Origin of the sequence: Halomonas dongshanensis (assembly GCF_024790395.1) — a bacterium.
GTDB lineage: Bacteria > Pseudomonadota > Gammaproteobacteria > Pseudomonadales > Halomonadaceae > Vreelandella > Vreelandella dongshanensis.
Genome location: NZ_JAJISC010000002.1, coordinates 371,983 through 395,583 on the forward strand (window position 1 = coordinate 371,983; position 23,601 = coordinate 395,583).

Here is a 23,601-nt window from a genome sequence, read left to right on the forward strand (position 1 = left end):
TCCCTCACCTTGGTGCGCTTCTTGCTTCGTTTCTCTTTCGCGTATGAGCGCATAGCGCCTCGGGCAACAGCGCCTACACTGAGAGAGAGCGTGAGTTACAGGATGTAGCACGACACGCTGTAGCACGACCTAGAGCGTCGAGCGCTAAAGCAGCGAGCAGAAAAACAAGCAGTGAAGAAGAGAGCGGGCTATGTGCCTGTCTCCATGCGCCAGGAGAGCGTAATGAGCCATGTGGATTGGGAACGCTATACGAACCGTCATTTCTACGACGAGCTGATCGCCGCACCCGGCAAACCGCGCCGCTCTGCCGCCGAACTCTGCACCATGTTGGCGCAATTTAGCGCCGCCGAACTGGCCGAACGTAAAACCGCCGCCGATATCGCCATTCGCACCATGGGCATCACCTTCACCGTTTACTCCGAAGGGGCGATGATCGACCGCGCCTGGCCCTTCGATATCGTGCCGCGCATCATCTCTGCCCGCGAATGGCGCAAGACCGAGGCCGGGCTCAAGCAGCGCGTTCAGGCGCTGAACCTATTCATCGACGATCTCTATCACGACCAGAAAGTGGTCAAGGACAAGGTGCTGCCCGCCGAGGTATTGGCGCAGTCGAGCAACTTTCGCCCCCAGTGCGTGGGGGTCAACCCGCCTCACGGCGTTTGGGCACACATCTGCGGCAGCGATTTGGTGCGCGATGGCGATGGCACCCTCTACGTTCTCGAAGATAACTTACGCATTCCCTCGGGCGTTTCTTACATGCTCGAAAATCGCAACGTCACCAAGCGCGTGCTGCCTGAGCTTTTCGCTTCGGGCAAGATTCTGCCGGTGGACGACTACGTGGCTCAGCTCTATGACATGCTGGTGGCGATGTCGCCCCGGCCGGGCGATGACCCTCAGGTCGTGGTGCTGACGCCCGGTATCTACAATTCGGCCTATTTCGAACACGCCTACCTCGCCCAGCAGATGGGGGTGGAGCTGGTGCAGGGCAGCGACCTGGTGGTCGGCGATGACGATATCGTCTATATGCGCACCATTTCCGGTCTGCGTCGGGTCGATGTGATTTATCGCCGGGTCGATGACGCCTTCCTCGACCCCGAAGTGTTCAACCCTGAATCCGTGCTTGGCTGCGCTGGGCTCATGCGCGCTTGGCGAGCGGGTAAGGTGGCCCTGGCCAATGCGCCGGGGGCGGGCGTGGCCGACGATAAAGTGGTCTACGCCTTCGTCCCCGAGCTGATCCGCTACTATCTCGACCAGGAACCGCTGCTTCCTAACGTGCCGAGTTACCTGTGCATGTTCGAGAAGGATCGTCGCTACGTGCTCGAGCATCTCGACGAGTTGGTGGTCAAACCGGCCAACGAGTCCGGCGGCTATGGCATGCTGATCGGCCCGCGCTCGACCAAGGAGACGCGCGATGAGTTCGCGCGGTTGATAACGGAAAATCCGCGCAACTATATGGCCCAGCCGACGCTTGCGCTCTCCACCACCCCGACCTTGGCCAACGACTTGCCCCAGCCGCGCCATGTCGACCTGCGGCCTTTCATCCTCTCGGGGCCAGAAATTCACGTAACCACCGGAGGGCTTACGCGCGTGGCGCTAGTGGAAGGCTCCTTGGTGGTCAACTCCTCTCAGGGCGGCGGCAGCAAAGACACCTGGATCGTCGAGACCGACGAGACGGTAACCGCCGACGATCAAGGAGTCTGAGCCATGCTGTCACGCGTTGCAGAAAACCTCTATTGGATGGCCCGCTACGTCGAGCGGGCAGAAGACACGGCGCGCCTAGTCAGCGTCAACAGCCACCTGATGCTCGATTTGCCGCGCCATCTTCCCCTTGGCTGGGCGCCGCTGATCGACATGTCGGGCAGTTTGGAAAGCTTTCGTGAGCGTCACGCCAATGCAGGCGAGTATTCGTTCGACGAGAACAGCGTGGTGCACTTTTTGTGCGCCGACCCGCAAAACGGCGTTTCGATATTGAGCTCGCTCGCCAACGCCCGGGAGAACCTGCGCACCACACGCGACGTGGTCCCGCGCGAAGTGTGGGAGGAGGTCAACCAGCTCTATCTCTACGTTGCCGACCACGGCGAGGCCGGCGTGAGCCAGCGCCGCCGCGACCACTTTCTAAAAAGCGTGATTCGCGGCTGTCAGGCGGTGTCGGGGTTGATTGGCGGTACCCTGAGTTTCGGCGCAGCGAGCACCTTCATCGATCTTGGCCGTCAGTTGGAGCGCGCCGATATGACCTCGCGCATTCTCGATGTGCGCTCGGCAAGCCTGCTGCCGCAAAATCCCGACGAGCTGTTGCCGTTCGAAAACCTGCAGTGGATGAGCGTGCTCAAGTCGCTGACCGCCTACCAGATGTATCGCCAGCAGATACGCCTGCGGGTACGCGGCCCGGACGTGCTGCGCTTTCTTCTTCAGGACGCGCACTTGCCGCGCTCGATCGCCTGTTGCCTAGCGACGGTGGGTAGCTGCTTGCAGCGCTTGCCTCGCCATGATCGCGCCGCGGCGATGGCCTCGTTGGTGCGTGCCGATGCCGTCGAAGCCGACATTCAAGCGCTGGCGAACTCGCCCAGCAAGCTACACGCCTTCATCGACGAGCTTCAGATCGGCTTTGGCCTGCTACACGAGACCATCAGTAGCACCTACTTCGCCACCGCCGAAGGCGCGGCTCCTACGCCCCATTCCACCTACGCCAGCCAGTATACGAGTGCCTATCACAGTCAGTATCAGGGCCAGTATCAAGGTCGGCGGGGCGATAACGACAACGACTGACTAACTAGAACTGACTAACTAGGGCCTATCAAGGCGTGGCCGCTGGCGCTTGCTCGCTGCTGGCGGCTCGGCGGATCAGCTCATGGATGTAGGCGAGTTTCTCATGGACCGGTGGGGCGATGACGCTGGGCGCCAAATCGAGCAGGCCCATATCGCGGTTGAGCTCGTTGACCGAGAGTCCGACCTGATGGAAATCCAACAGTAGCCGCTCCAGCGTGCCGTCGTAGTCGCCGCTCACCACGCCTAGATGCAGGGCAGTATCGACCACCGAGACGATATCCAAGTAAAGGGCGAAGGTCTCGGCGAAGTCCTCCCAGGGGTGCATGGTGGCATACGCCGAGATGAAGCGTTCGCGCCAGTCGGCGGGCGGCCCCTCCTGATAGTAGCGCTCCAGCGCTTCGGCGTAGGTGGGATCGTTGTGATCGCCAAACAGTGCGATGCAGGCGGCTTCGTCCTGCTCCTTGACCAGAAGGTCCCAGTAGTAGTGGCCGATCTCGTGGCGAAAATGGCCGATCAGCGTCCGGTGTGACTCATTGAGGTCGACCCGCAGGCGCTCGCGCTCGACGGTATCGGCTTCCATCAGGTTGATGGTGATGTGACCAGCGGCGTGGCCGGTATATACCTTCTCCTGGCCCGCCATGGAGCGCCAGAGACCATCATCCGGTAGGGCATCGGCCATGAACGAGAAACTCAGCGGTAGGGGAGCGCCGTCCTCTTTTGCCGGATGGGCCAGCTTGAGCAGATCCAGGGTGTAGAACAGTCGTCGTTTGGCCGCCTCGAGCGCCGCCCAACGGGCGCGGTGGCCGTCGATGGCAAGATCGGGGATGACCTCGTTATGGCGGCAGCAGTCGCAGAGCGTATCTGCCTGACCTTCATCATCAAGAAGCACCATGCGGTTGCAGACGTTTTCGACGGCGTAGTTGTGGCACTTCATCAGCGCCGCCCCGCAGCCCTCTTGCAGGCAGCGGTATCCTCCTTTTTCAAGAGGCGCCAGCGCCGTCACCTGACGGCACGCCGGGCAGAACCCCACTTCTGACTGGCAGGCAACGCAGTGGGTGTTGTCATAAAACAGCGGGTTGCCACACTGGCAGCGAAACGTTTGCATCGCCTCTCTCCTTACTTGCGCACTTGCACTCCACTGCCCACCCCATGCGGGCCCATTGAGTGCAGCATAGACGTATCCACGCGCTGCGTGGCGCCTCTTTTAGGATAAAAACAGGGCACAAAGGCTAATTGACGTTTACGTAAACGAATTGCTATACCCGGTTCTCAGCTGGCGTTTAAAGAACGCCCTGGGCTTGGGTTTATCGCTCGTTTTCAACAATCACAATGATCGCCAAGGAGTGCTGCCGTGTCCCCCCGCAAGATTTCTCTCTATATAGATGGGCAAGCCGTTACATCTCAAAGTCCTGACTGGCGTGACGTGGTCAATCCGGCCACGCAAGAGGTCGTCGCGCGCGTGCCTTTCTGTACCGCCGAAGAGGTCGAACGCGCCATTGCCAGCGCCAAGCGCGCCTTTGCTAGCTGGCGGGAGGTACCGTTGGGCAAGCGTATGCGCATCATGCTGAGCTTTCAGGCGCTGATCCGCGCACATACGCAAGAACTTGCCGCGCTGATCACCGAAGAGCACGGCAAGACGCTGCCCGACGCCGAAGGCGAAGTTGGGCGCGGGCTTGAGGTGGTGGAGCACGCCTGCTCGATCACCTCGCTGCAGCTTGGCGAGCTGGCTCCCAACGCGGCTAGCGGCGTCGATGTCTACACCCTGAATCAGCCGCTCGGGGTCGGCGCGGGTATCACCGCCTTCAACTTCCCCATCATGCTGCCCTGTTTCATGTTTCCGCTGGCCATCGCCACGGGTAACACCTTCGTGCTCAAACCCTCCGAGCAGGACCCCAGTGCCACCATGCGTCTGGTCGAGCTTGCCCACGAGGCCGGGATTCCGCCGGGCGTGCTCAACGTGGTGCACGGCGGGCCCGAGGTTGCTAACCAGTTGGCCGATCATCAGGACATCAAGGCGCTATCGTTCATCGGCTCTTCGCACGTGGGGGCCTTGCTGTACGCGCGCGCGGCGAATGCAGGCAAGCGCATGCAGGCGATGATGGGAGCCAAGAACCACTGTGTAGTGATGCCGGATGCCAATCGCAGCCAAGCGATCGATAGCCTACTGGGCTCGGCATTTGGCGCTGCCGGACAGCGCTGCATGGCCAATTCGGTGGTGGTGCTGGTGGGCGAGGCGCGTGGGTGGCTCGATGACATCGTCGCGGGCGCCAAAAAGATGCGCGTAGGTCCGGGCACCCAGCGCGACGCCGACCTGGGGCCGCTGGTGTCGCCGCAGGCGCGCGACCGGGTCTTGCGGCTGATTGATGCCGGGGAGCGCGAGGGGGCCGAGCTGTTACTCGATGGCCGTGCCTGCAGCGTAGAAGACTATCCCGAAGGCAACTTCGTTGGGCCGACCATCTTCGCCAGCGTTACGCCTGACATGAGCGTCTACCGCGAGGAGATTTTTGGTCCCGTGCTGTGCGTGGCCAGCGTCGAGACGCTGGATGAGGCGATTGCGCTAATCAACGCCAATCCTAACGGCAACGGCACCTCGATCTTTACCAGCTCTGGCTGGGTAGCGCGGCGCTTCGAGCAGGAGATCGATGTGGGCCAGGTGGGCATCAACGTGCCGATTCCGGTGCCCGTGGCCTATTTCAGCTTCACCGGCTCGCGGGCCTCGAAGTTGGGCGATTTGGGTCCCAACGGCAAGCAGGCCATCGCTTTCTGGACCCAAACCAAAACGGTCACCGCGCGCTGGTTCGAGCCCGAAAACGTCTCCTACGGCATCAACAGCACGATTTCACTGAGCTAGTACGTAACGCGATAAGCGCTGCTGGACGCGATCAAAACGTAGCCAGCAGCGCCGTACTCTCTTCGAGCAGCATGGTGAGCGGTTCGAGCTGACTTTCGTGCAGCACCAGCAGCGTCGGCGCGTCGCGAGAGGCCGCAGGGGTAGGCGTTAGCAGAGCGAATTCGCCCTCTTCGAGATGAAATTCGTGAATCTCACGCTCTCCGTGAGGCGTTAGGCATAACGAGCAGCGATAGGCGTCGTCTTCACCGTAAATGAGCCGGTGATACATCTTGAACAAGGTGTAGAGCGCAAGTCCGCCCTGAAACGTCGGCCAGCGCGCGGGTATCGCTAGGGTTTCGGTGGTGAGCGCAGCCCCTTCGGCCTTTGCCTCGGCGATGGCGTCGGCCAGCGGGTCGGCGAGAATGGCGCTCTGCTCGCTGGGGAAGTCGCGTTTTAACCGATATGCCTCGGCGAACTCGCTCGATGCTGCGCGCAGCGCATCGAGATCATCGATGGCGTAGTCGACGTGCTGTAGCGCCTCGGGTTCGCAGCCGCCATTTTCCCAGCCGTGAATCACACGTAGGGTCAGCAGCCCTTGGGCCATGGGGCGTACCGCCAGCACGTAGAGCATGAGGCGAAGATGCAACTGACGCTCGTTGGCGTCGTTTTCGAAGGCGCGGTACGGGTCGGCGAAAAGCGCGTGCAGCCGCCCGTTGACGTGTTCCTTGGCTTCGGTATAAGGCATCGAATCGTCCCTTTGCATCCCGTTTGTTATTGATCATGTATGCCCATCATAACCACGTCCAGGAAAAACAAAGGGAGGAGGAAGACACGCTTTCGACTTCCTTGCTAGGCTTTGAGACATCTCTCTCTTTGACCTGCGTTTTTTATATAAGGCCTGCGATGATTCGAGTACTCATGACCACCCCCGAGGGGGATACCCGCGAAGGCGATCTGGCGCTGTTCGAAACCTGGCTTGCCGAGCGCGAGGGTAGCGGAGCCGATGCCCATGTATGGATCGACATGCAGGGCGAGGGTGAGGAGAACGAACGTCGCATACTCGAACGCCTGGGCTGCCATCCGCTGGCGATCCAGGATGCGCACAAAGAGCGCCATCCGCCCAAGATCGAGGAGTTCGATAACCATACGCTGATCATCTATCGCGGTATCGCCTCCTTCGATGCCGAGCTCAACTTCGTGCCTCAGCAGGTCAGTTTCTTCGTGGGCGAGACGTTTCTCGTCACCCTGCACGGGGGCCTGGCGATGAGCATCGATCGTCTGTTCAAGGAGCAGGGGGGCGAGCTCTTGCGTCAGTCTCCCGAGCGCGTGGCGCTGCGCACCATGTATCTCTCGGCGGGCTACTACCTCGATAGCCTCTTGGAGTTCGAAAACGCCCTGAGCGATCTCGAAGACGAGTTGCAGGACAACGGCAACGACCAACTGATGCGCCAGATCACCCAGTACCGTTCGCGCCTGGTCAAGATGCGTCGGGTGTTCAACTACCACAAGAACATCACCCAGGAACTCGTCGCTTACGACTATGAGCACCTGCCGCGCCAGAACGATGAAACGCTGCACGCCATTAACGACGTTTCTGAGCGCTTCGAGCGCCTCTACACCCTGACCCAGATGTATTACGACATCTGCGGCGATTTGGTCGATGGCTACATCTCCATCACCTCACACCAGTTGAACAACACCATGCGTATGCTGACGGTGATCACCGCCATCTTCGTGCCGTTGACCTTCATTGCCGGGCTCTACGGTATGAACTTTACCTATATGCCCGAACTCAATTACCGCTACGGCTACTTCGTGGTGATGGGCGTCATGGGCGTGATCACCGTGTGGTTGGTGTGGCTGTTCAAGCGGATGCGCTGGTTTTAAGCGCCATCGCAGCGCCTTGGTTTTCGTTATCTCTCGCTCAGTTACCGTCTCTCTCAGTTTCCCCTCAAAAGGAGTCTGCCGATGAACGATCGCATCAATTCCGATCTGCCGACCACCATGGCCGCCATGCAGTTGACCGGCCATGGCGATATCGACAAGCTCGTCTATCGCCAGGATATCGCGCTACCCACGCCAGGGCCCGGTGAGGTCTTGGTTAAGGTGACGGCGACGGCCAAGAACAACACCGACCGCAAGGCGCGCGAGGGGCTCTACCCGACCAAGGAGAAGGACGAGGTGACGTCGTTTGCCATGGGCGGGGAGCCGACGCTTACCTTTCCGCGCATTCAGGGTGCCGACATCGCTGGGCGCGTTGCTGCGGTAGGCGAGGGGGTGTCGGCCGAGCGCCTTGGCGAGCGTGGCCTTTTGGATTTCAATCTTTACGCCGATAACCGCCGCGACCTGAACCTGACCCCGGACTACTACGGCCACGGCGCCGATGGCGGCTATGCCGAGTATGTCGTAGTGCCAAGTGAGCAGTTTCACCGTATCGACAACCCCGAGCTTGCCGATGCCGAGCTCGCGGCCCTCGGCATGTGCTCCTACCAAACGGCCTACCACATGATGACCTCAGCAGGCGTGGCCGCTGGGGAGCGTGTCTTGGTCAGCGGTGCCAGCGGCGGCGTGGGCACAGCACTAATCCAGCTCTGTCGCATCATTGGCGCCATCCCCTTTGCCGTCAGCCAGCCAGAAAAGGCCGAAGCGCTCAAGGCCCTCGGGGCCGAAGAGGTGATCGATCGCGGTGATCTTAATAGCTTCGTCGAGCGCGTGCTCGCGGCCACTGGCGGTGCACCCATCGATGCGGTGATGGATCTGGTTGGCGGGGAGATGAGCGCGCTGTTCATCGATACCATGATTCAGGACATGCATAGGCGTACTACCTATCCGCGTCTCTCTATCGCGGGGGCCAGCGGCGGCAACGTCAGCGAAGTGCTGTGGACGCGTATCTACCTCTATCAAGTCCAGATCTTCGGTGTCTCCCATGGCACTCGCGAAGAGGCCGAGCAACTGATCGCCTGGATTCGCAGCGGCGAGCTCAAGCCGGTACTACACGCCGCCTTTCGACTTTCCGAGTTGCACGCCGCCGAGCGCTACTTCGTCAATCGCGGTAGCGGCTTCTTGGGTAAGATCGTGATCGTTCCCGATGCCCAGTGGGCCCAGCACGGAGCGCCCTTCGCCCTGGAGTCGACGTCATGAACACGACGCATGCCATCCAGCTTCTCGATACCCACGCCGGGGGCGACGTCAGCCGTATCGTCACCGGCGGCATCGACCTGCTTCCCGGCGCCAGCGTACGCGAGCAGATGCACTACCTGCGCGACGACGCCGACGGGCTGCGCAAGCTCTTGCTCTTCGAGCCCTACGGCATTCCCGAAATGTCGGTGGATCTGCTGGTGCCCGCCACCCATCCCGAAGCGGCAGCGGGCTACATCATCATGGAAGTGATGGGCTATCCCATCTATTCGGGCTCCAATACCCTCTGCACCGCCACGGCGGTGCTAGAGACCGGTATCGTGCCCAAGCAGGAGGGCATACAGCGCTTCAAGCTCGAAGCCCCGGCGGGGCTCGTTCAGATCGAAGCGCGGGTGCATAACGGCGTGGTCGAGTCGGTCACCTGCGAGGGGCTGCCGAGCTACATCGATACCTACCGCGCCACCATCAACGTCCCCGGCATCGGCCAACTTCACTACTCGGTGGCCTACAGCGGCGGGTTCTACGCTCTCGTCGATGCCACCGAGCTCGGATTCAAGCTGACCTTGGACGAAGAGCCCGCGCTTGCCGCCACGGCACACAAGGTCGTCGAAGCGATTCAGGCCGAGCGCGGATTTTCTCACTACACCCTGGGGGATGTCGGCCCGCTGCCGTTTTTGCACTTCATGGGGCCGGAAGAGCGCATCGCCGACGGTTTCGTGCGCTCGCGCTCTACGACCTATGTGCATCCCGGCGTCATCTGCCGCAGTACCACGGGCACCGGCACCTCGGCGCGCTTGGCCTTGATGCACTACGAGAATCGGCTGAAGCCCGGCGATCGCCTTGAAACCATTTCACTGCGCGAGACCGGCTTTATCGGCACTTTCACCGGCACTCATCGCGCTGGCGCCTATCAGGTGGTAGAGAACACCATTACCGGGCGCAGCTACGTGCTGGCCAAGTCCGAGGTCGTGATCAACTGCGCCGATCCGCTGGTCAACTGCGGCGAGTTGCACCACATCCTGAGCGATCGCCACGCTTCGATGCCGCTGGGCATTCCCAACGGCTAAGCGCGGGCGAGGTCATTGATGGCCTCGCCGCGCTCAAAAGCCAGCAGATTATCGAAGGCATCGCCAAAATAGCGCTCGAAGCTATCTTTCTCGACGTACCCCAAATGCGGCGTCGCCAGCACGTTGCCAAGCGCAAGCAGTGAAAGCTCGCCTACCGGCTCCTCGTCGAAGACGTCAATGGCGGCCTGCCCAGGCGCGCCCTGGCGCAGCGCCGTCTCGAGCGCTTCTGGAGCGATGAGCCCGGCGCGGCTGGTGTTGACCAATAGAGCCGTAGGCTTCATCAGCGCCAAGTGCTCGGCGGTGACGATGGCGCGGGTGTCGGCATTAAGGCGTAAGTGCAGGCTCAGCACGTCGGCTTGACGAAACAGCGCGGCTTGGCTGTCGGCTACCTCGATGCCTGCCTCCTCGGCGCGCTGGCGCGAGCCCTCGCGACCCCACACCAGCACCTGCATGCCAAAGGCCTTACCGAACCCGGCGACGAGCTGGCCGATCTTGCCGTAGCCGAAAATGCCCAGCGTGCGCCCGCGCAGGCCGCGCCCGAGCGTTTGCTGCCAGCGTCCGGCTTTGAGGTTGGCGGCTTCCTCGGGAAGATGGCGCATGGCCGCCATGATCAAGGCCCAGGTCAATTCAGCCGGTGCATGCGGCGAGCCCGTACCCGTCACCACCGCGACGCCGCGCGCTCGGCAGGCTGCGAGATCCACGTGTGCTGCGCCGCCGCCGGTCTGGCTGATCAGGCGGAGCTTGGGCAAACGGGCAAGCAGTTCGGCGGTGATGGCGGTGCGCTCGCGAATCAGTACCAGCGCCTCGGCGTCTTCGAAGCGCTTGGCGAGGGTGTCGAGATCGGTCGGGGTATCGTGATACAGGGTGACCTCGTGGTCGGCGAGCTTGGCGAAGGCGTCGAGGTGGCGCACGCAGTCTTGGTAGTCATCGGGAATTACGATTTTCAAGGCAGCTCTCCTGAGTGGCGGGACGGGAACCTCGACGCCAAGGCATGGCAAGGTAAGACATCGATAGTGCCATGTAGCGCTGGGAATGCCGATATCACGAACGTCTTATCGTGCCCTTGTCTGTGTGCGCATCGTTTACACTGCCCAGAGCGGTGATGATGCTGCCAAGAGCGGTGGTGATATAAGCCCACCATGGAACCGATAGGGGCCTACCTTACGGCCAACCAGAGTGACTAAAACGCGCTTCGCGAAAGGGGAACCTCGATGGACTACCGACTCGATGACACGCCTTTGAGCGCTGGCACGCTCTACCGCCTCTTCTCGGGCGGTATCTGCCCACGGCCGATTGCCTGGGTGGCTACGCAAGACGCTGCTGGGACGGCCAATCTGGCGCCGTTTTCGTTCTTCAACGTAGCCAGCGTCAACCCGCCGGTGCTGGCGTTCGCGCCGCTGCGTAACGGCGACGGTGAACTGAAAGATACGGTCAATAACCTGAACGCGGTGCCCGAGTGCGTGATCCATGTCGGTACCGAAGCCCTGGTGGAGGCGCTCAACGCCACCAGCGCGACGGTGGCGCCGCACGAAGACGAATTCGTTCTCTCCGGGCTCGACAAGGCCTCCATGCCGGGGCTTGGAGTGCCGCGCATTGCCCAGGCGCCGCTGGCGTTTGGCTGTCGCCTGCGCGAGTTGATTACGCTTGGCGATGCGCCGCTGGCCGGTACCTTGGTGCTGGCCGAGGTGGTCTCGATCCACATCGACGACGCCCTCTGGGATGGCCGCCATGTGGACATGGACGCGCTAGGCGCCATTGGCCGTCTGGCGGGTAACGACTTCGTGCGCACGCACGACCGCTTCGCCTTGCAGCGGCCAGGCTAATGCTCAGATAACCACAGGGGCGCCTCGCTGGTGATCAGGCGAGGCGTCAATCGTGCCTTGGTGTCTCGATTCAACGCCCTGCGGGGCTATTTCATCGTATGCTTAGCGGCCTAAACGATGCCCCACTAAACGGTCTTTCTCTGCTGGATAGCGAAAACGACATGAAACGATCCTTGAGTATCCGCGCCATGCTGGTGGCGCTCTTTCTGGCCGCCATCATTGGGGCCATCGTGCTGGCCGCGACGGGCTGGGTCACCAACCAGCGCTTGGTTGGGTCGCAGCGCTATCTCACCGATGACGTCATGCCGCTGCAGCGCGCCAGCCGTAACCTGGTGCTGGCAATGAATGCCTTTGCCCAGCGCCATACCGATTTGCTGGCGGCCGATGCCGAGCTGATCGATGGCGTGACGCCTCAAGCCGAACCCGCCGCGCGCTTCGATGCGGCCCTTGCGACCCTGCACGACGATACGGCGTCCATCGATCAGCGCGAGCAACTGACGGCCCTCGAAGAGGGCTATGGTGCCTTGATCGATGGCGACACCCGCTTGGAGGCGCTGCGTCGCGACGAGCTTTCGCTGACGGCGCAGATGAACGCGCGCCTGGAACAGATGGAGAACATGATTGCCGCCGTGACCCAAAGCGCGGGGTCGTTGGCGGCTGGGGCTGCCGATGCGTATCAAAACCGCACCGACGAGCAGCGAGAATTCATGCTCGCTTGGCGCGAAGATGGCATGACGACGCTGCCCACCCAACTGCTCGACAGCATGTTCGAGCCGCAGCCGGACATTGGTCGCCTGATTGGCGAGGCACGCTTGGCTACGGCACAGCTAGCCGACCTTGGCCGCCAGATGACGCTGATCGAACAGCCTGTGGTGCTGACCCAACTGCGCGATCAAGCGCTTGTCGCGAATGTGGCTCAGGCACGCCAAGCGCTTGCTGAGATCGCCGAAGCACCCAGCACCGAAGTGGAGCAGCGCGCGCAAATCCGCAATCTAGATGGCGTCATCGTCGAACTTGATGCGGTCATGGCTCAAGGGGCAACGTCGGTATATGGCCTGCGCGAGCGCCAGCTCGACCTCGCCGCTCAGGTGCAGGCAGCATTGGCCGACGTGGCTGCGGCCTCGGCGGCGGTGCGCACACCGCTGGCGGCGCTCGAGCGCTACGCGAGCGCCCGCGCCGATCGTGCGGCGGGCGATGCCGAGACCTTGGCCCAAGCGGGGAGAACCTTGCTAATCGCGGTGACGATTGTGGTCATCGCGTTTCTGGCAATCTTTGGCTGGCGCACTCTGGTACGCGTGCTTGGCCCGCTGGTCAGCATGCGCCGACAGATGGAGAGCATCAGCGGCGCGGCCGGGGAGAACGCCGATCTTTCCATGCGCCTGAACGCTGCGCGTAACGACGAAGTGGGCCAGACCGCCCAGGCCTTCAATCGCATGATGGATACCTTCGAGGGCATGGTGGCGCAGATTCGTGCCAGCGCCGAGGACATCGCCGCCAGCAGCCGCCAGATCGCCGCAGGCAATGAAAACCTCTCCCAGCGCACCGATCAGCAGGCGGCGTCACTGGCCGAGACGGCGTCGAGCCTCGAGCAGATTACCGCCACGGTGAAGCAGACGGCCGACTATGCCGATCAGGCGCGCGATGCCAGCGAAAACGTCGATGGCAGGGCGCGCTCTGCTGGTGATGTGGCCAAGCGCACTACCGACGCCATGCGCCAGATTCGGGAAGCCAGCGAAAAGATCACCTCGATCATCAAGGCCATCGACGACATCGCCTTCCAAACCAACCTGCTGGCGCTCAACGCCTCGGTCGAGGCGGCGCGGGCAGGTGAGCAGGGGCGCGGGTTCGCCGTGGTAGCCCAAGAGGTACGCAAGCTGGCTGGACGCAGCGCCGAGGAGGCCGCCCAGATCCGTCATCTGGTCGATGATAGCGTTGCCAAGGTGAGCGAAGGCGAGCATCTGGTCACCGCGTCGAGCCAGCACCTGCAGGATATCGTCGAGAGCCTCTCGGCGGTAACGCGCTACGTCACTGAGATTGCGGCTGCTACCAAGGAGCAGTCTACCGGTATCGAGCAGATCAACGACGCCATTTCACAGCTCGATCAGGTAACTCATCAGAACGCTCGCTTGGTGCAGGACGCCACCAGCGCCAGTCAAACTCTGGATGAGCGCGCAAGCGACATGCACGGTCTCGTCGAGCGCTTTCGCGTCGGCGACCGCGCCTTTGAGCAGCGCAACGCTCTGCCCGAGCCTGCGCTACGCCTCGGCTCAGTACCGCGACGGTTAACCGATCGAGAGGTTGAATTCAGCTAGAGGTGCCTGCATCCTCAAATTGGGCTCCTTGACCGACGAATCCGCCACCCACGGCTTTGCCGATAACATGGCAGCATCAAAGGCGCAGTCGATCGCCCGCGCCGATGTCGCCTAGGCGCTGCTCTACGTGCTTCAGCAGCATTCTGAGAGGACTAACCGCGAGGTCACGCTGCTCAACAGTGATCAGCCCATCGACGCGCTTTTGCGCAGCGGCTCAAGCAGGTAGCTCAAACCGTTGTGGTCGATCTCCTGCATCAAGGCCAGGAGTCGGCCCAACTCTCCACTCGGAAACCCCTCCCGCGCGAACCAGTTCAAATAGGGCCCCGGCAGGTCAGCAATCACGCACCCCGCATGCTTGCCAAACGGCATCGTGACCGTCACCAATTTTTGCAGTTCTGACGATTCCAAAAGTTATCCTCTTTTCTATCGCAGTCTCTAAGGGGCTAGCGTGTTGGCTCGGCGATCAATTCGGCCAGCGCCCTCGCGGGTGTGCTGAGCTGGGAGAGCGGGCGGTGGATCAAGCCTACGTCGCGATAGAACGTGTGTTCGCCAAGGGGCAGTGCGCGTACTTGGGCCGGCCAGCGCGAAAAGGCCAAGGTGTGCGGCACCAGGGCCACGCCAACGCCGTTGGCCACCAGGCGCAAAATGGCATCCAGCTCGTCCACTTCACACACTTCGCGTACCGCGCAGGCCTGCTGGCGTAAAAAGCGCTCCACTTGGCGCCCGCCAAAGGAGGCGCGGTCGTAGCGCACGAAGGGTTGGCTTTCGAGCAGCGCGCGCCAGTCGCTGCCATGAGTGCGCTTGGGCACGAGTAGGTGAAAGGGCTCGTGGGCCAGGGTGTGCCAATGAAGGTCGGCCTGTAGGGCAAAGGGCGGGCGAATCAAGATGGCCATGTCCAGCTTGCCGGTATCGACCTGGTCGACCAGCTCCATGGAAACACCCGGTACCACTCGACTGCGGCAGTCGGGGTGCTGGCGGTGAAAGCGCGCCAGGATGTCCGGCAGCAGCATGCGCTGTATCGATGCGATGGCACCCAACGTGACGCTGTTGACCGTGGCCGCGCTGTTGCTCGTGCCCAACTGCGCATAGAGGGCTAGAAGCTCCTGCGCTTTTCCAAGCAGCTCGTGCCCACGCGTATTGAGCCGTGAAAGGCGCCCTTGGCGCTCGAACAGCGGCGTACCGAGCGCCTCTTCAAGCCGCTTCATCTGCGCGCTAACCGCCGCTTGAGTCAGGCCGATCTTATTGGCAGCGGCAGCGAAGGTGCCCTCTTGAGCCACCACAATGAAAGTTTTAAGTTCGCGTATCATCGATCAATTTTATTTGAGTATTGGTCAAAAATATATTGATTTTGTTTTTGAATGGATCCGCCTAGCATGGCCAAACAAACTAGGCACTTTCTATGCAGCGCCTAAAAAAATTGCCCAAGACCGGAGACACCCATGAGTCTTTCACCCTTTCATCTTGCCATTCCCGTTTACGACGTGCCGCTGGCACGGGCCTTCTATAACGATGTCTTCGGTCTCGAAGAGGGGCGCTCCAGCGATAACTGGGTCGACTTCAACTTCTTTGGTCACCAGCTAGTCATTCACGGCCACCCTAAAACCCCGAGCCAAGAGAGCGCCCACACCAATCCGGTAGACGGACACGATGTGCCGGTACCGCACTTTGGCGTGGTACTCGGTTGGGAAGAGTGGGAGGCCCTGGCCGAACGACTCAAGTCACACGGCACCGAGTTCGTCATCGAGCCCTATGTGCGCTTCAAGGGCCAAGTTGGCGAGCAAGCCACCATGTTCCTGCTCGACCCTTGTGGCAACGCCCTGGAGTTCAAGGCGTTCAAGGATATGGGCCAGCTGTTTGCTAAGTAGATTTGCTGCCACGTCATCATGGCTTGATCACCGCGCCGCCTACGGGCGGCGCAATGCGTTTTAGAGGGCCTCTAGCGCTCGTTCGTCGCGACTGTGCTTTAACGGTGTAACGCCAAAGTAGCGCTTATAGTCACGGCTGAACTGGGCCGCGCTGTAGTAGCCCACTCGCTGCGCGGCGAGCCCGGTTTCCCCTCGCGTGGCTCCTATTAGGCTCTTGGAAATGAGGCTTTCCAAGGAGTCATCATGGCGAAGACCAACCTCACCCAGTCCGCAGTCGATGCGACACAACCTCAAGACAAGACCCATCGAGTTGCGGGATACCGTGGTGCTTGGCTTCCTATGCAAGAACATATCGGCGGGCCGAAAGGTGTTCATGCTCCAGTACCGTACGATGGCACAGGAGTGGCTGGCCAAGGTGCGCCAGCGAGTGTGGTCAAAATTCTTACAGGATCCGATTTACAACACATCCTACGTGGTCCCCGTTAATTAGCGATGAACCTATTTTCCTGCCGAGGAATAGGCTTAGACCAAGGTCGTGTCAACGCTCTCAACGGGTTGATTTGGTTTACGCTTGCCGATGTCGTTAATCACGACGCAAAACAACACGACAAAAAATTACGATGAGCGCTCAAGGGGGCAGGGAATGAAGCATCTTTCCATTAAGTGGAGTCTTAGCGCTGCCTTGGCGGCGCTGGTGGTGATGATCGGCCTGATCAGCGCGCTGGGGTTCTATTCCAGTGCCAGCAGCGACAGCGCGTTGGACGAGTTGGCGTTGACGAATGGTCAGCTCACCAATCTTGCCAACCGAACGCAGGTCAATGCTCTCCGGGCGCACGCTTTTCTCGATCGGTTCGCCAGTTTGAGCGCTCAGGGCAACCCCGATCTGGGTGCCGAGAACCAGCAACGTGCAGTGGAGGCCGTGGCGCTGGCCGACGATGCCTATACAGCTTTTAGAAACATACCACTACCGGCAGACGACACACGCCAGCCGCTGATCGAGGCGATTGGTGAGGCTTACCTCGCTTACGTGACCAACGGCATCGTCCCCATGCTCGACGCCATGCCGTTCCAAATCCAGCGTCAACAAGAGGCGCTCGCTGAACTAGGTGGCGAGCTCGATGCGGCCATGGAGGATCTGCTGCACTACACGAACGCACGCAGCGTGGCAGAGATCGCGCGTATTCAGCAATTATCCAGCTGGATCAACGGCGGCGGCATCGCGCTATTGCTGACCGCTTTGGTAGCGGCGTTCATCATTCGTGCCTTGATGATACGCGGCGTGGTCGCGCCCATCCGCGAGGCGATCACTCACTTCGAGCGCATTGCCGAAGGCGACTTGACCGCCTCGATCGAGGCGCAAGGGCGTAACGAGATCGGTCAACTCTTTGCCGCACTGAGCGCCATGCAGGCGCGGCTCAAGCAATTGGTGTTGACCCTGCGTGAGAGTAGCGACGGCGTATTCAGCGGTGCCAGCGACATTTCTTCGGGCAGCCAAGATCTCTCGTCGCGTACCGAACAGCAGGCCAGCGCCCTACAGCAAACGGCTGCCAGCATGGAGGAGATGGCTACCACCGTGAGCCGCAACACCGAGATCGCCCAGCAGGCGGATACGCTCTCTCTATCGGCTGCCCGGTCGGTGGAAAGCGGCGGAGCGGAAGTCGAGCGCACGGCTATCGTCATGCGCGAAATCGCCGAAAGTGCCAAGCGTATCAACGACATCATTGGGGTAATCGACTCGATCGCTTTTCAGACCAATATCCTTGCCTTGAACGCGTCGGTGGAAGCTGCCCGGGCAGGCGAGCAGGGGCGTGGCTTTGCCGTGGTCGCTAGCGAAGTCCGCTCGCTCGCCAGTCGGAGTGCAGCCTCGGCCAGTGAAATTCGCGCCTTGATCGAAACCACTACCCAGCAGATCGACAGTGGCGCCGCTCAAGCCGAACGCAGCGGCACTACCATTGCCAGCACTGTCGCCTCGATCCAGCAGGTCACCGCGCTAATGGCGGAGATCTCTACCGCCACCCGCGAGCAAAACGGCGGCATCGCTCAGATCAATGCCGCTTTAGCCGAAATGGATGGCGTCACCCAGCAAAATGCGGCCTTGGTGCAACAAACCAGCACTGCCGCCAACGCCCTGGAGCATCAGGCACGGCATCTTGCCAAGCAGATAGGGATGTTTCATTTAGCTAATGAGCTCGTTAGCACCTGAATCGATATGGTCACCCTACACTAGAGAGGATGCCGCTATCGCTGCAATGGCATAGCGGTATGCGCTCGCATATACATTTTTTTAAAAGCGCCATCGAGCTTTGTTTTTTGTGTATTTGTTAGTACAGCAATTTCCCACCTTTATTGTTACCAATCTTTATATTTCCATTATTCGGAAAAGTTGTTTTTTAAATAAATAATTCAAGCGCTTATTTTTTAGCTTTGGCTCTAGACTTATTGACATAAGCCTAAAGAACTAGATTTTAGTTGTTGACGCTTCACTTCATAAATTCACATACTAAATAAACGGAATGCCTTTTCGGAATACGGAAAATGATTACTAAAGCAGTAGCTGTACTCGAAGCGCTGGCACGCTCGCGAGAACCGCAGGGGGTATCGCAGCTAAGTGCGCAATTACAGATGCCTGTGGCAACGATTCATCGCCAGCTACAGACGTTGGTCAATGAGGATCTGGCTCGCCAGACGGCGCGGGGAGGCCTCTACGAGCTTGGTGAGCGGGCTTTTACTCTGGCGTACACCATCAATCGCCGTCGGGGGATTCAGCACAGCCGAGCCGTACTCAAAGAGTTAAACCGTACTACGTCATACTCCACCATTTTCGGCAAGCTCGCGGATACCTCGTTTACCTATATCGATCATTTACCGGCGACAACGGCACTGAGTTTGAAAGGCAGCGTAGGGGCTTCGGGTTATCTACACGCCACCGCCATAGGCAAGGCGCTGCTGGCAACGTTGGACGAGGCCGAGTTCGAACGTTTATTGCCAACACTAGAGCTGACTGCGGTGACATCGGAAACGATTACCGATCCTCGAGCGCTGAAAGAAGAAATCGCGCGTATTCGCCAGCAGGGCTATGCGGTATCGCGGGGGGAGAACGAGCCGAAGGTTGCGTCCGTCGCGGTGCCCGTCCAGGTGGGGCGCGATGAGGATAAGACGCTTTATGCGGTATGTATTGCATCGCACATTTCTGAGCTCGACGACCTGCTTACGTGGGTGGAGGAGCTACGGCTGGCGGTCAAACGACTGGAGGAGGTTATTTAAATATGACGAAACAAGAAAGGGGCATCGTTCCTGTCGATGGAGGTTATCTTGCATAACGCAAACAATTGGTGCGTAAAGCCTCTGATCACGCTTGAGCGGGTTGCAGATATCGTTCCCTCAGGAGCGACCTTATTCGTGGGCGGCTCCGGCGGCGGGCTGCAAGAGCCTTCGGCGTTGATTAGCACCCTGGGGCAGGCGTTCAAGCAAAAGGGGGCGCCGTGTGATCTCACGCTATGGCATTGCAGTGGCATTGGCGATAAAGCCGGGGGGGGGCTGAGCCACTTTGCAACCCCTGGCAATTTACGGCGCGTTATCGGTGGGCATTGGGGGATGAGCCCTGAGCTCGCGGATCTTGCGGTGGCCGAAGAAATCGATGCGTATAACTTTCCCCAAGGGGTGATTGCGCACCTGCTACGTGTCACCGGCTCGGGTGAGGATGGTTTGCTGACCAAAGTAGGGCTGCGTACCTTCGTTGATCCTCGTGTAGAGGGCGGACGACTCAATGCACGTACCACCGAAGAGCTGGTACAGCTAGTTACCGTAAGAGATCGCGAGTATCTGTTCTATCCCGCGCCGCGGATCGATGTCTGCTTGCTGCGAGCCACTAGTGCCGATGTGCAGGGCAATCTATCGTTCGAAGACGAGGCCGCTATTCTCGAGCCTTTGGAGGCGGCCCTTGCCACCAAGCGTAACGGCGGCATCGTGATCGTACAGGTATCGAAGTATCTGGCCAAAAACAGTATCAACCCTCGCGATGTCAGAGTGCCGGGTAATCTTGTGGACTACCTCGTCCATGTCAAAGAGTGTTCGCAAACGGCGGTAACCCATTTCGAGCCCGGCTTCACCGGTAAGTATCGTGTGCCTCTGGAGTCTCTACCCATCATGCCGGTTGGTTTGCGCCGCATTGTGGCAGAGCTCGCCTATCGGGAAATCGCTCACGGTCAATTAGTCAATCTAGGGGTTGGTATGCCGGATGGCATTGCCAAACTGGCCTCGGAGCGTAACGAAATCGATCAAATCGCCTTTGCCGTCGAGCAAGGTCATATCGGCGGTATTCCCGCCGGAGGAATCGAGTTTGGGGCGGTTTTCAACCCGTCATGCTCACTACCGGCTGCTTCTCAGTTCGATCTCTTCGATGGTGGCCACTTGGACGTTGCCTTTTTGGGCATGGCCGAGGTCGACCAATATGGCAATGTGAACGTGAGTCGTCACGGCGGGGGGATTTCCGGTGCTGGAGGATTCATCAACATCACGCAGGGAACCCATAAGGTGGTTTTCTGTGGCTCGTTCACGGCCGGTGGGCTCGCGGTCGATGTGGGCGCCAATGGTCTTGCCATTACTACAGAAGGGCGGTTTGGCAAGTTCGTCGATCAAGTCAAGCAAATCACCTTCTCCGGGGCGCGGGCGCGAGAGCTAAAACAAGAGGTGCTCTACGTTACTGAGCGGGCCGTTTTCCGTTTGATCGATGAAGGGCTCGAACTCATCGAAGTGGTCGAAGGTGTCGACATCGAACGAGATATCGTTGCGCAGATGAGTTTCAGACCAGTGATAAACGAGGTCGCGGTAATTCGGCTGCCCGACCACGATGTGACGGCGACTGAGCGCGCGCCGTGAAAGAGCACTTTAAGGCGCTGTTAGGCCAGGATCAAAAGCGTATAGAAACGTCATAAACCTTTGCACGCCATGCGAACGATCGCATCTATCCACATGATGGAGATAAGAATAATGCGTAGATCACACCTTGCTCTAGGATCACTCGTCGCTGCTGGATGTCTGCTACTGACGGCCTGCTCCGACGATACTGACAGCGGCGAGCGCACTGTCGTTTTGACGGCAGGCCATCAACTGGCAACGGGCACCTCTTTTCACCAAGGGCTGGAGAAATTTGCCGAACTCGTCGATGAGAAAACCCAGGGCCGAGTACAGGTTCGCGTTCACCCCAATGCCCAGTTGGGTAACGAAACGGAGATGTTCAGGGCCTTACAGTCTGGCACCGTCGATGTAGGCCTCTTTGCCCCGGGGTCGATCGCCGAGTACTACCCCGGTATCACGCTGCTATCCATGCCTTATCTTCTCGAAGATCGTGCCCACCGCGATCAGGTGCTCGAATCGGGCATTCTCGAACCGATGGAGGCAAACATTATTGAAGCGACGGGGGCGGAAATACTGACCTACTTTGGTGGCAGCCAGCGTCAGATGTTCTTTACCGAAGAAGTCTCGAGCCTTGATGACATCCAAGGCCGACTGTTCCGTGTTCAACCCTCACAAATGCTGACCGAGTCCTACGCCTCCATGGGGCTGGAACCGACGGTGGTAGCTTATACCGAACTTTATAACGCGCTCGAGCAGGGCGTGGTCCAAGGTGCGGAGAACGAACCCATTTTCATCGAAAGCCAGAAGTTCTTCGAACCGGCGCCCTATATCGTGTTGACGGGGCACGAGGTCACCGTTCGCCCGGTAATGATTTCCAATATGGCGCTCGATAAACTCGATGACGAGCTTGCTGGCCAAGTGCGCGAAGCTGCACTCGAAGCCGGGGAGTTCGAGCGTCAGACCGAAGGTGAGGCCGACCAGGAAATGCTCGAGCGCCTAGCGAGTCAAGACGGGGTGGTCATGACGGAAGTGGATACCACCGCGTTACGTTCGGCCATGGAGCCGATTTGGCAGAAGTACGCCGAAGAGTGGAACGAAACGGAATTACTATCGGCCATTCGGGGGTTGTAAATCGCCATGAATACTCTCGCACGAGTGAATAAAGGCGTGGCCAGAGGGGCCCGCATTGCTTCGCAACTCATATTGAGCGTGTTGACGATTACCGTCGCCTATCAGGTAATCAGTCGGTATGTTCCTGATGTTCCAAGAATCATGTGGACCGAAGAACTTGCTCGCGCTGCGTTGGTCTGGTTGGTGTTTTTGAGTGCGACGTTTGCGGTATCGGATGACGCGCACTTCAAGATTGACCTCCTTCCTGAGCGCCTCCATCCGCGCGTGCGAGCAATTATCGATATCGTTGCATCCTTTCTCGTCTGCATCACGCTGGCTTTTCTACTGGTAGGATCCGTGACGTTCTTCCTTAACGGTTTCTCACGGATCTCGACCATGTCTGGCGTTAGCCTGGCCTGGAGCTATCTGGCACTGCCGCTATCGTTTGCAATGATGCTGCTCAAATATATCGAGTATCTTATCCAAGCGATCAAGTCTTCTTATGCGCTGAAGTATCTTGCTAAAGAAGGAGAAACCATATGATCCTGCTAGAGCCGGGGGCCATTGCCCTCATAATGATCGCTATCTTCTTCTTTGCCATTCTGATTCGTATCCCGGTTGCGTTTGCGTTGGTCATGTCGGTGTTGCCGTTCATGCTGCTCGACTCGCGCTTCAATCTCGAACTGCTTGTTCAACGTATGTATGCGGGTATCGACTCTTTTGTATTATTGGCCGTGCCATTCTTCATATTTGCCGCGAGCCTGATGACCTTGACGGGGGTGACGGATCGCCTCTTCGACTTTGCTCGCTCCATCGTCGGCGGAGCGCGAGGTGGGCTTGGCGTCGTCAATGTGGCGAGTTCGATCGGCTTTAGCGGTATGTCGGGCTCATCTACAGCAGATGTCTCCGGTGCCGGGTCTATTCTGATTCCCCAGATGATCAAGCGAGGCTATAGCCGAGAGTATTGCGCGGCGGTCACTGCCTCATCTGCCGTCATCAGTTCGATTATTCCTCCCAGCATCCAGCTCATCGTTTGGGGGTCGTTGACCAATACCTCCATTGGTCGGCTGTTTCTGGGGGCGATCATTCCCGGCCTGCTGGTGGGTGTGGCTTTGATGTTCGTTGCCTGGATCGTTGCGGTGCGTGCAGGCTACCCACCCGAGGCGCGATTCAATTGGGGAGTGTTCTGGAAGACCTTCGTCGGTGCGTTACCTGCATTCGGTATCATCGCGATCGTGTTTATCGGCTTTCGTTTTGGTGTGGTAACGGCTACTGAAGCGGCGGTTACGGCGGTCATCTACGCGATGCTTGTGGCTGCATTGATGTATCGCTCGCTCACCTTGAAGAATCTTCTGCAATCTCTGGCAACGACGGCCTCATTAACAGGTGTCGCGCTTCTCGCTCTGGCCGCAGCCTCGGTGATTGGCTACTTGTTGGCTATCTACAATATCCCCTCGATGTTCGGCTCGCTGTTATCGGATATACCGGGATGGGCGGTTTTGGCCGTCATCGTCATGATTTTCCTGTTTATCGGATGTTTTTTAGATCCGCTGCCGGCCATGGCGATAATGATCCCCGTGTTCGCGCCTTTTGTACTCGCCGCAGGTATCGATCCTGTCCAGTATGGCGTTGTTGCGATCATGACGTTGGCCGTGGGACTCGTGACGCCGCCGGTCGGCATTTGTCTGCTCATTGCCTCTCAAATCGCAGAAGTGAATCTCATCAGAGTTATCAAGCCTGCACTGCCGTTTCTGTTTGCCATTCTTTTTATCATTGCCCTTTGCGTTACTTTCCCGCAATTGGTGCTCTGGCTGCCCTCTTTAGGAGCTTAAC

General features: G+C 59.4%; 22 protein-coding genes. 17 read left to right on the top strand and 5 right to left on the bottom strand.

Annotation, left to right across the window (positions count from 1 at the left end):
- The first annotated feature begins 222 nt into the window (after positions 1-222).
- Together LLY24_RS05165 and LLY24_RS05170 are read left to right on the top strand one after the other, a co-directional pair.
- Complete coding sequence (locus LLY24_RS05165) at positions 223-1,701, top strand: circularly permuted type 2 ATP-grasp protein (RefSeq protein ID WP_259035217.1); 1,479 nt, start codon at positions 223-225, stop codon at positions 1,699-1,701.
- Between the two features lie 3 nt (positions 1,702-1,704).
- Entirely contained in the window at positions 1,705-2,766 is a 1,062-nt protein-coding gene (locus LLY24_RS05170; protein ID WP_259035218.1) for an alpha-E domain-containing protein, read from the top strand.
- Positions 2,767-2,794: 28 nt separating this feature from the next.
- On the opposite strand, the gene LLY24_RS05175 is transcribed toward LLY24_RS05170, so the two are convergent.
- Complete coding sequence (locus tag LLY24_RS05175; RefSeq protein ID WP_259035219.1) at positions 2,795-3,871, bottom strand: zinc-binding metallopeptidase family protein; 1,077 nt, start codon at positions 3,869-3,871, stop codon at positions 2,795-2,797.
- Between the two features lie 246 nt (positions 3,872-4,117).
- On the opposite strand from LLY24_RS05175, the gene LLY24_RS05180 reads away from it, so the two are divergent.
- A complete protein-coding gene (locus tag LLY24_RS05180; RefSeq protein WP_259035220.1) occupies positions 4,118-5,617 on the top strand; it encodes a CoA-acylating methylmalonate-semialdehyde dehydrogenase in 1,500 nt (499 codons plus the stop codon).
- 31 nt (positions 5,618-5,648) lie between these two features.
- Here the strand turns inward: LLY24_RS05180 and LLY24_RS05185 are convergent, their stop codons facing one another.
- On the bottom strand, positions 5,649-6,341 hold the full coding sequence (locus LLY24_RS05185) for a hypothetical protein (RefSeq protein WP_259035221.1): 693 nt from the start codon (positions 6,339-6,341) through the stop codon (positions 5,649-5,651).
- Between the two features lie 158 nt (positions 6,342-6,499).
- On the opposite strand from LLY24_RS05185, the gene corA reads away from it, so the two are divergent.
- The 3 genes from corA to LLY24_RS05200 all read left to right on the top strand — a co-directional run bounded on the left by corA (position 6,500) and on the right by LLY24_RS05200 (position 9,801).
- On the top strand, positions 6,500-7,483 hold the full coding sequence (gene corA, locus LLY24_RS05190; protein ID WP_259035222.1) for a magnesium/cobalt transporter CorA: 984 nt from the start codon (positions 6,500-6,502) through the stop codon (positions 7,481-7,483).
- A gap of 81 nt (positions 7,484-7,564) precedes the next feature.
- Positions 7,565-8,737 (top strand): zinc-binding dehydrogenase, encoded by a 1,173-nt coding sequence (locus LLY24_RS05195; RefSeq protein WP_259035223.1) that lies wholly within the window; start codon positions 7,565-7,567, stop codon positions 8,735-8,737.
- Positions 8,734-9,801, top strand: a complete 1,068-nt coding sequence (locus LLY24_RS05200; RefSeq protein ID WP_259035224.1) for a proline racemase family protein — start codon at positions 8,734-8,736, stop codon at positions 9,799-9,801. Before LLY24_RS05195 ends, LLY24_RS05200 begins: the two co-directional genes overlap by 4 nt.
- Here LLY24_RS05200 and LLY24_RS05205 read toward each other — a convergent pair.
- Positions 9,798-10,748 (bottom strand): D-2-hydroxyacid dehydrogenase family protein, encoded by a 951-nt coding sequence (locus LLY24_RS05205; protein WP_259035225.1) that lies wholly within the window; start codon positions 10,746-10,748, stop codon positions 9,798-9,800. The genes LLY24_RS05200 and LLY24_RS05205 overlap by 4 nt on opposite strands.
- Positions 10,749-11,012: 264 nt before the next feature.
- Here LLY24_RS05205 and LLY24_RS05210 point away from each other — a divergent pair, with 264 nt between their 5' ends.
- From LLY24_RS05210 to LLY24_RS05220, 3 genes are all read left to right on the top strand, one after another.
- Positions 11,013-11,624: a flavin reductase family protein gene (locus LLY24_RS05210; RefSeq protein WP_259035226.1), complete on the top strand. Its 612-nt coding sequence runs from the start codon at positions 11,013-11,015 to the stop codon at positions 11,622-11,624.
- A gap of 161 nt (positions 11,625-11,785) precedes the next feature.
- Positions 11,786-13,936: a methyl-accepting chemotaxis protein gene (locus LLY24_RS05215; RefSeq protein WP_259035227.1), complete on the top strand. Its 2,151-nt coding sequence runs from the start codon at positions 11,786-11,788 to the stop codon at positions 13,934-13,936.
- Complete coding sequence (locus LLY24_RS05220) at positions 13,923-14,051, top strand: hypothetical protein (RefSeq protein WP_259035228.1); 129 nt, start codon at positions 13,923-13,925, stop codon at positions 14,049-14,051. Before LLY24_RS05215 ends, LLY24_RS05220 begins: the two co-directional genes overlap by 14 nt.
- A gap of 68 nt (positions 14,052-14,119) precedes the next feature.
- Here the strand turns inward: LLY24_RS05220 and LLY24_RS05225 are convergent, their stop codons facing one another.
- Both LLY24_RS05225 and LLY24_RS05230 read right to left on the bottom strand, forming a co-directional pair.
- Positions 14,120-14,344: a DUF3820 family protein gene (locus LLY24_RS05225; protein WP_259035229.1), complete on the bottom strand. Its 225-nt coding sequence runs from the start codon at positions 14,342-14,344 to the stop codon at positions 14,120-14,122.
- 35 nt (positions 14,345-14,379) lie between these two features.
- Complete coding sequence (locus LLY24_RS05230) at positions 14,380-15,243, bottom strand: LysR family transcriptional regulator (protein ID WP_259035230.1); 864 nt, start codon at positions 15,241-15,243, stop codon at positions 14,380-14,382.
- Positions 15,244-15,375: 132 nt separating this feature from the next.
- On the opposite strand from LLY24_RS05230, the gene LLY24_RS05235 reads away from it, so the two are divergent.
- The 8 genes from LLY24_RS05235 to LLY24_RS05275 all read left to right on the top strand — a co-directional run bounded on the left by LLY24_RS05235 (position 15,376) and on the right by LLY24_RS05275 (position 23,600).
- On the top strand, positions 15,376-15,801 hold the full coding sequence (locus LLY24_RS05235; protein ID WP_259035231.1) for a VOC family protein: 426 nt from the start codon (positions 15,376-15,378) through the stop codon (positions 15,799-15,801).
- 243 nt (positions 15,802-16,044) lie between these two features.
- Positions 16,045-16,287 carry a hypothetical protein gene (locus tag LLY24_RS18345; protein ID WP_427854537.1) on the top strand — a complete coding sequence of 81 codons (243 nt, stop codon included), beginning with the start codon at positions 16,045-16,047 and terminating at the stop codon, positions 16,285-16,287.
- A 157-nt stretch (positions 16,288-16,444) separates the two neighbouring features.
- Complete coding sequence (locus LLY24_RS05250; RefSeq protein ID WP_259035232.1) at positions 16,445-18,004, top strand: methyl-accepting chemotaxis protein; 1,560 nt, start codon at positions 16,445-16,447, stop codon at positions 18,002-18,004.
- A 332-nt stretch (positions 18,005-18,336) separates the two neighbouring features.
- A complete protein-coding gene (locus LLY24_RS05255; protein ID WP_259035233.1) occupies positions 18,337-19,065 on the top strand; it encodes an IclR family transcriptional regulator in 729 nt (242 codons plus the stop codon).
- Between the two features lie 48 nt (positions 19,066-19,113).
- The gene (locus LLY24_RS05260; RefSeq protein ID WP_259035234.1) at positions 19,114-20,679 is read left to right on the top strand and encodes an acyl CoA:acetate/3-ketoacid CoA transferase; all 1,566 of its coding nucleotides are present in this window, start codon (positions 19,114-19,116) and stop codon (positions 20,677-20,679) included.
- Positions 20,680-20,790: 111 nt separating this feature from the next.
- A complete protein-coding gene (locus LLY24_RS05265) occupies positions 20,791-21,789 on the top strand; it encodes a TRAP transporter substrate-binding protein (RefSeq protein WP_259035235.1) in 999 nt (332 codons plus the stop codon).
- Positions 21,790-21,795: 6 nt separating this feature from the next.
- Positions 21,796-22,311: a TRAP transporter small permease gene (locus tag LLY24_RS05270; protein WP_259035236.1), complete on the top strand. Its 516-nt coding sequence runs from the start codon at positions 21,796-21,798 to the stop codon at positions 22,309-22,311.
- Positions 22,308-23,600: a TRAP transporter large permease gene (locus LLY24_RS05275; RefSeq protein WP_259035237.1), complete on the top strand. Its 1,293-nt coding sequence runs from the start codon at positions 22,308-22,310 to the stop codon at positions 23,598-23,600. Before LLY24_RS05270 ends, LLY24_RS05275 begins: the two co-directional genes overlap by 4 nt.
- Position 23,601: the final 1 nt, after the last annotated feature.

Excerpts from the sequence above, each read along its gene's own strand:
- LLY24_RS05195 (WP_259035223.1), top strand. The coding sequence starts at position 7,565 with ATGAACGATCGCATCAATTCCGATCTGCCGACCACCATGGCCGCCATG.
- LLY24_RS05235 (WP_259035231.1), top strand. The coding sequence starts at position 15,376 with ATGAGTCTTTCACCCTTTCATCTTGCCATTCCCGTTTACGACGTGCCG.
- LLY24_RS05270 (WP_259035236.1), top strand. The coding sequence starts at position 21,796 with ATGAATACTCTCGCACGAGTGAATAAAGGCGTGGCCAGAGGGGCCCGC.
- LLY24_RS05250 (WP_259035232.1), top strand. The coding sequence starts at position 16,445 with ATGAAGCATCTTTCCATTAAGTGGAGTCTTAGCGCTGCCTTGGCGGCG.
- LLY24_RS05210 (WP_259035226.1), top strand. The coding sequence starts at position 11,013 with ATGGACTACCGACTCGATGACACGCCTTTGAGCGCTGGCACGCTCTAC.
- LLY24_RS05185 (WP_259035221.1), bottom strand. The coding sequence starts at position 6,341 with ATGCCTTATACCGAAGCCAAGGAACACGTCAACGGGCGGCTGCACGCG.
- LLY24_RS05165 (WP_259035217.1), top strand. The coding sequence starts at position 223 with ATGAGCCATGTGGATTGGGAACGCTATACGAACCGTCATTTCTACGAC.
- LLY24_RS05230 (WP_259035230.1), bottom strand. The coding sequence starts at position 15,243 with ATGATACGCGAACTTAAAACTTTCATTGTGGTGGCTCAAGAGGGCACC.
- LLY24_RS05200 (WP_259035224.1), top strand. The coding sequence starts at position 8,734 with ATGAACACGACGCATGCCATCCAGCTTCTCGATACCCACGCCGGGGGC.
- LLY24_RS05255 (WP_259035233.1), top strand. The coding sequence starts at position 18,337 with ATGATTACTAAAGCAGTAGCTGTACTCGAAGCGCTGGCACGCTCGCGA.
- LLY24_RS18345 (WP_427854537.1), top strand. The coding sequence starts at position 16,045 with ATGGCGAAGACCAACCTCACCCAGTCCGCAGTCGATGCGACACAACCT.
- LLY24_RS05275 (WP_259035237.1), top strand. The coding sequence starts at position 22,308 with ATGATCCTGCTAGAGCCGGGGGCCATTGCCCTCATAATGATCGCTATC.
- LLY24_RS05175 (WP_259035219.1), bottom strand. The coding sequence starts at position 3,871 with ATGCAAACGTTTCGCTGCCAGTGTGGCAACCCGCTGTTTTATGACAAC.
- corA (WP_259035222.1), top strand. The coding sequence starts at position 6,500 with ATGATTCGAGTACTCATGACCACCCCCGAGGGGGATACCCGCGAAGGC.
- LLY24_RS05215 (WP_259035227.1), top strand. The coding sequence starts at position 11,786 with ATGAAACGATCCTTGAGTATCCGCGCCATGCTGGTGGCGCTCTTTCTG.
- LLY24_RS05170 (WP_259035218.1), top strand. The coding sequence starts at position 1,705 with ATGCTGTCACGCGTTGCAGAAAACCTCTATTGGATGGCCCGCTACGTC.
- LLY24_RS05265 (WP_259035235.1), top strand. The coding sequence starts at position 20,791 with ATGCGTAGATCACACCTTGCTCTAGGATCACTCGTCGCTGCTGGATGT.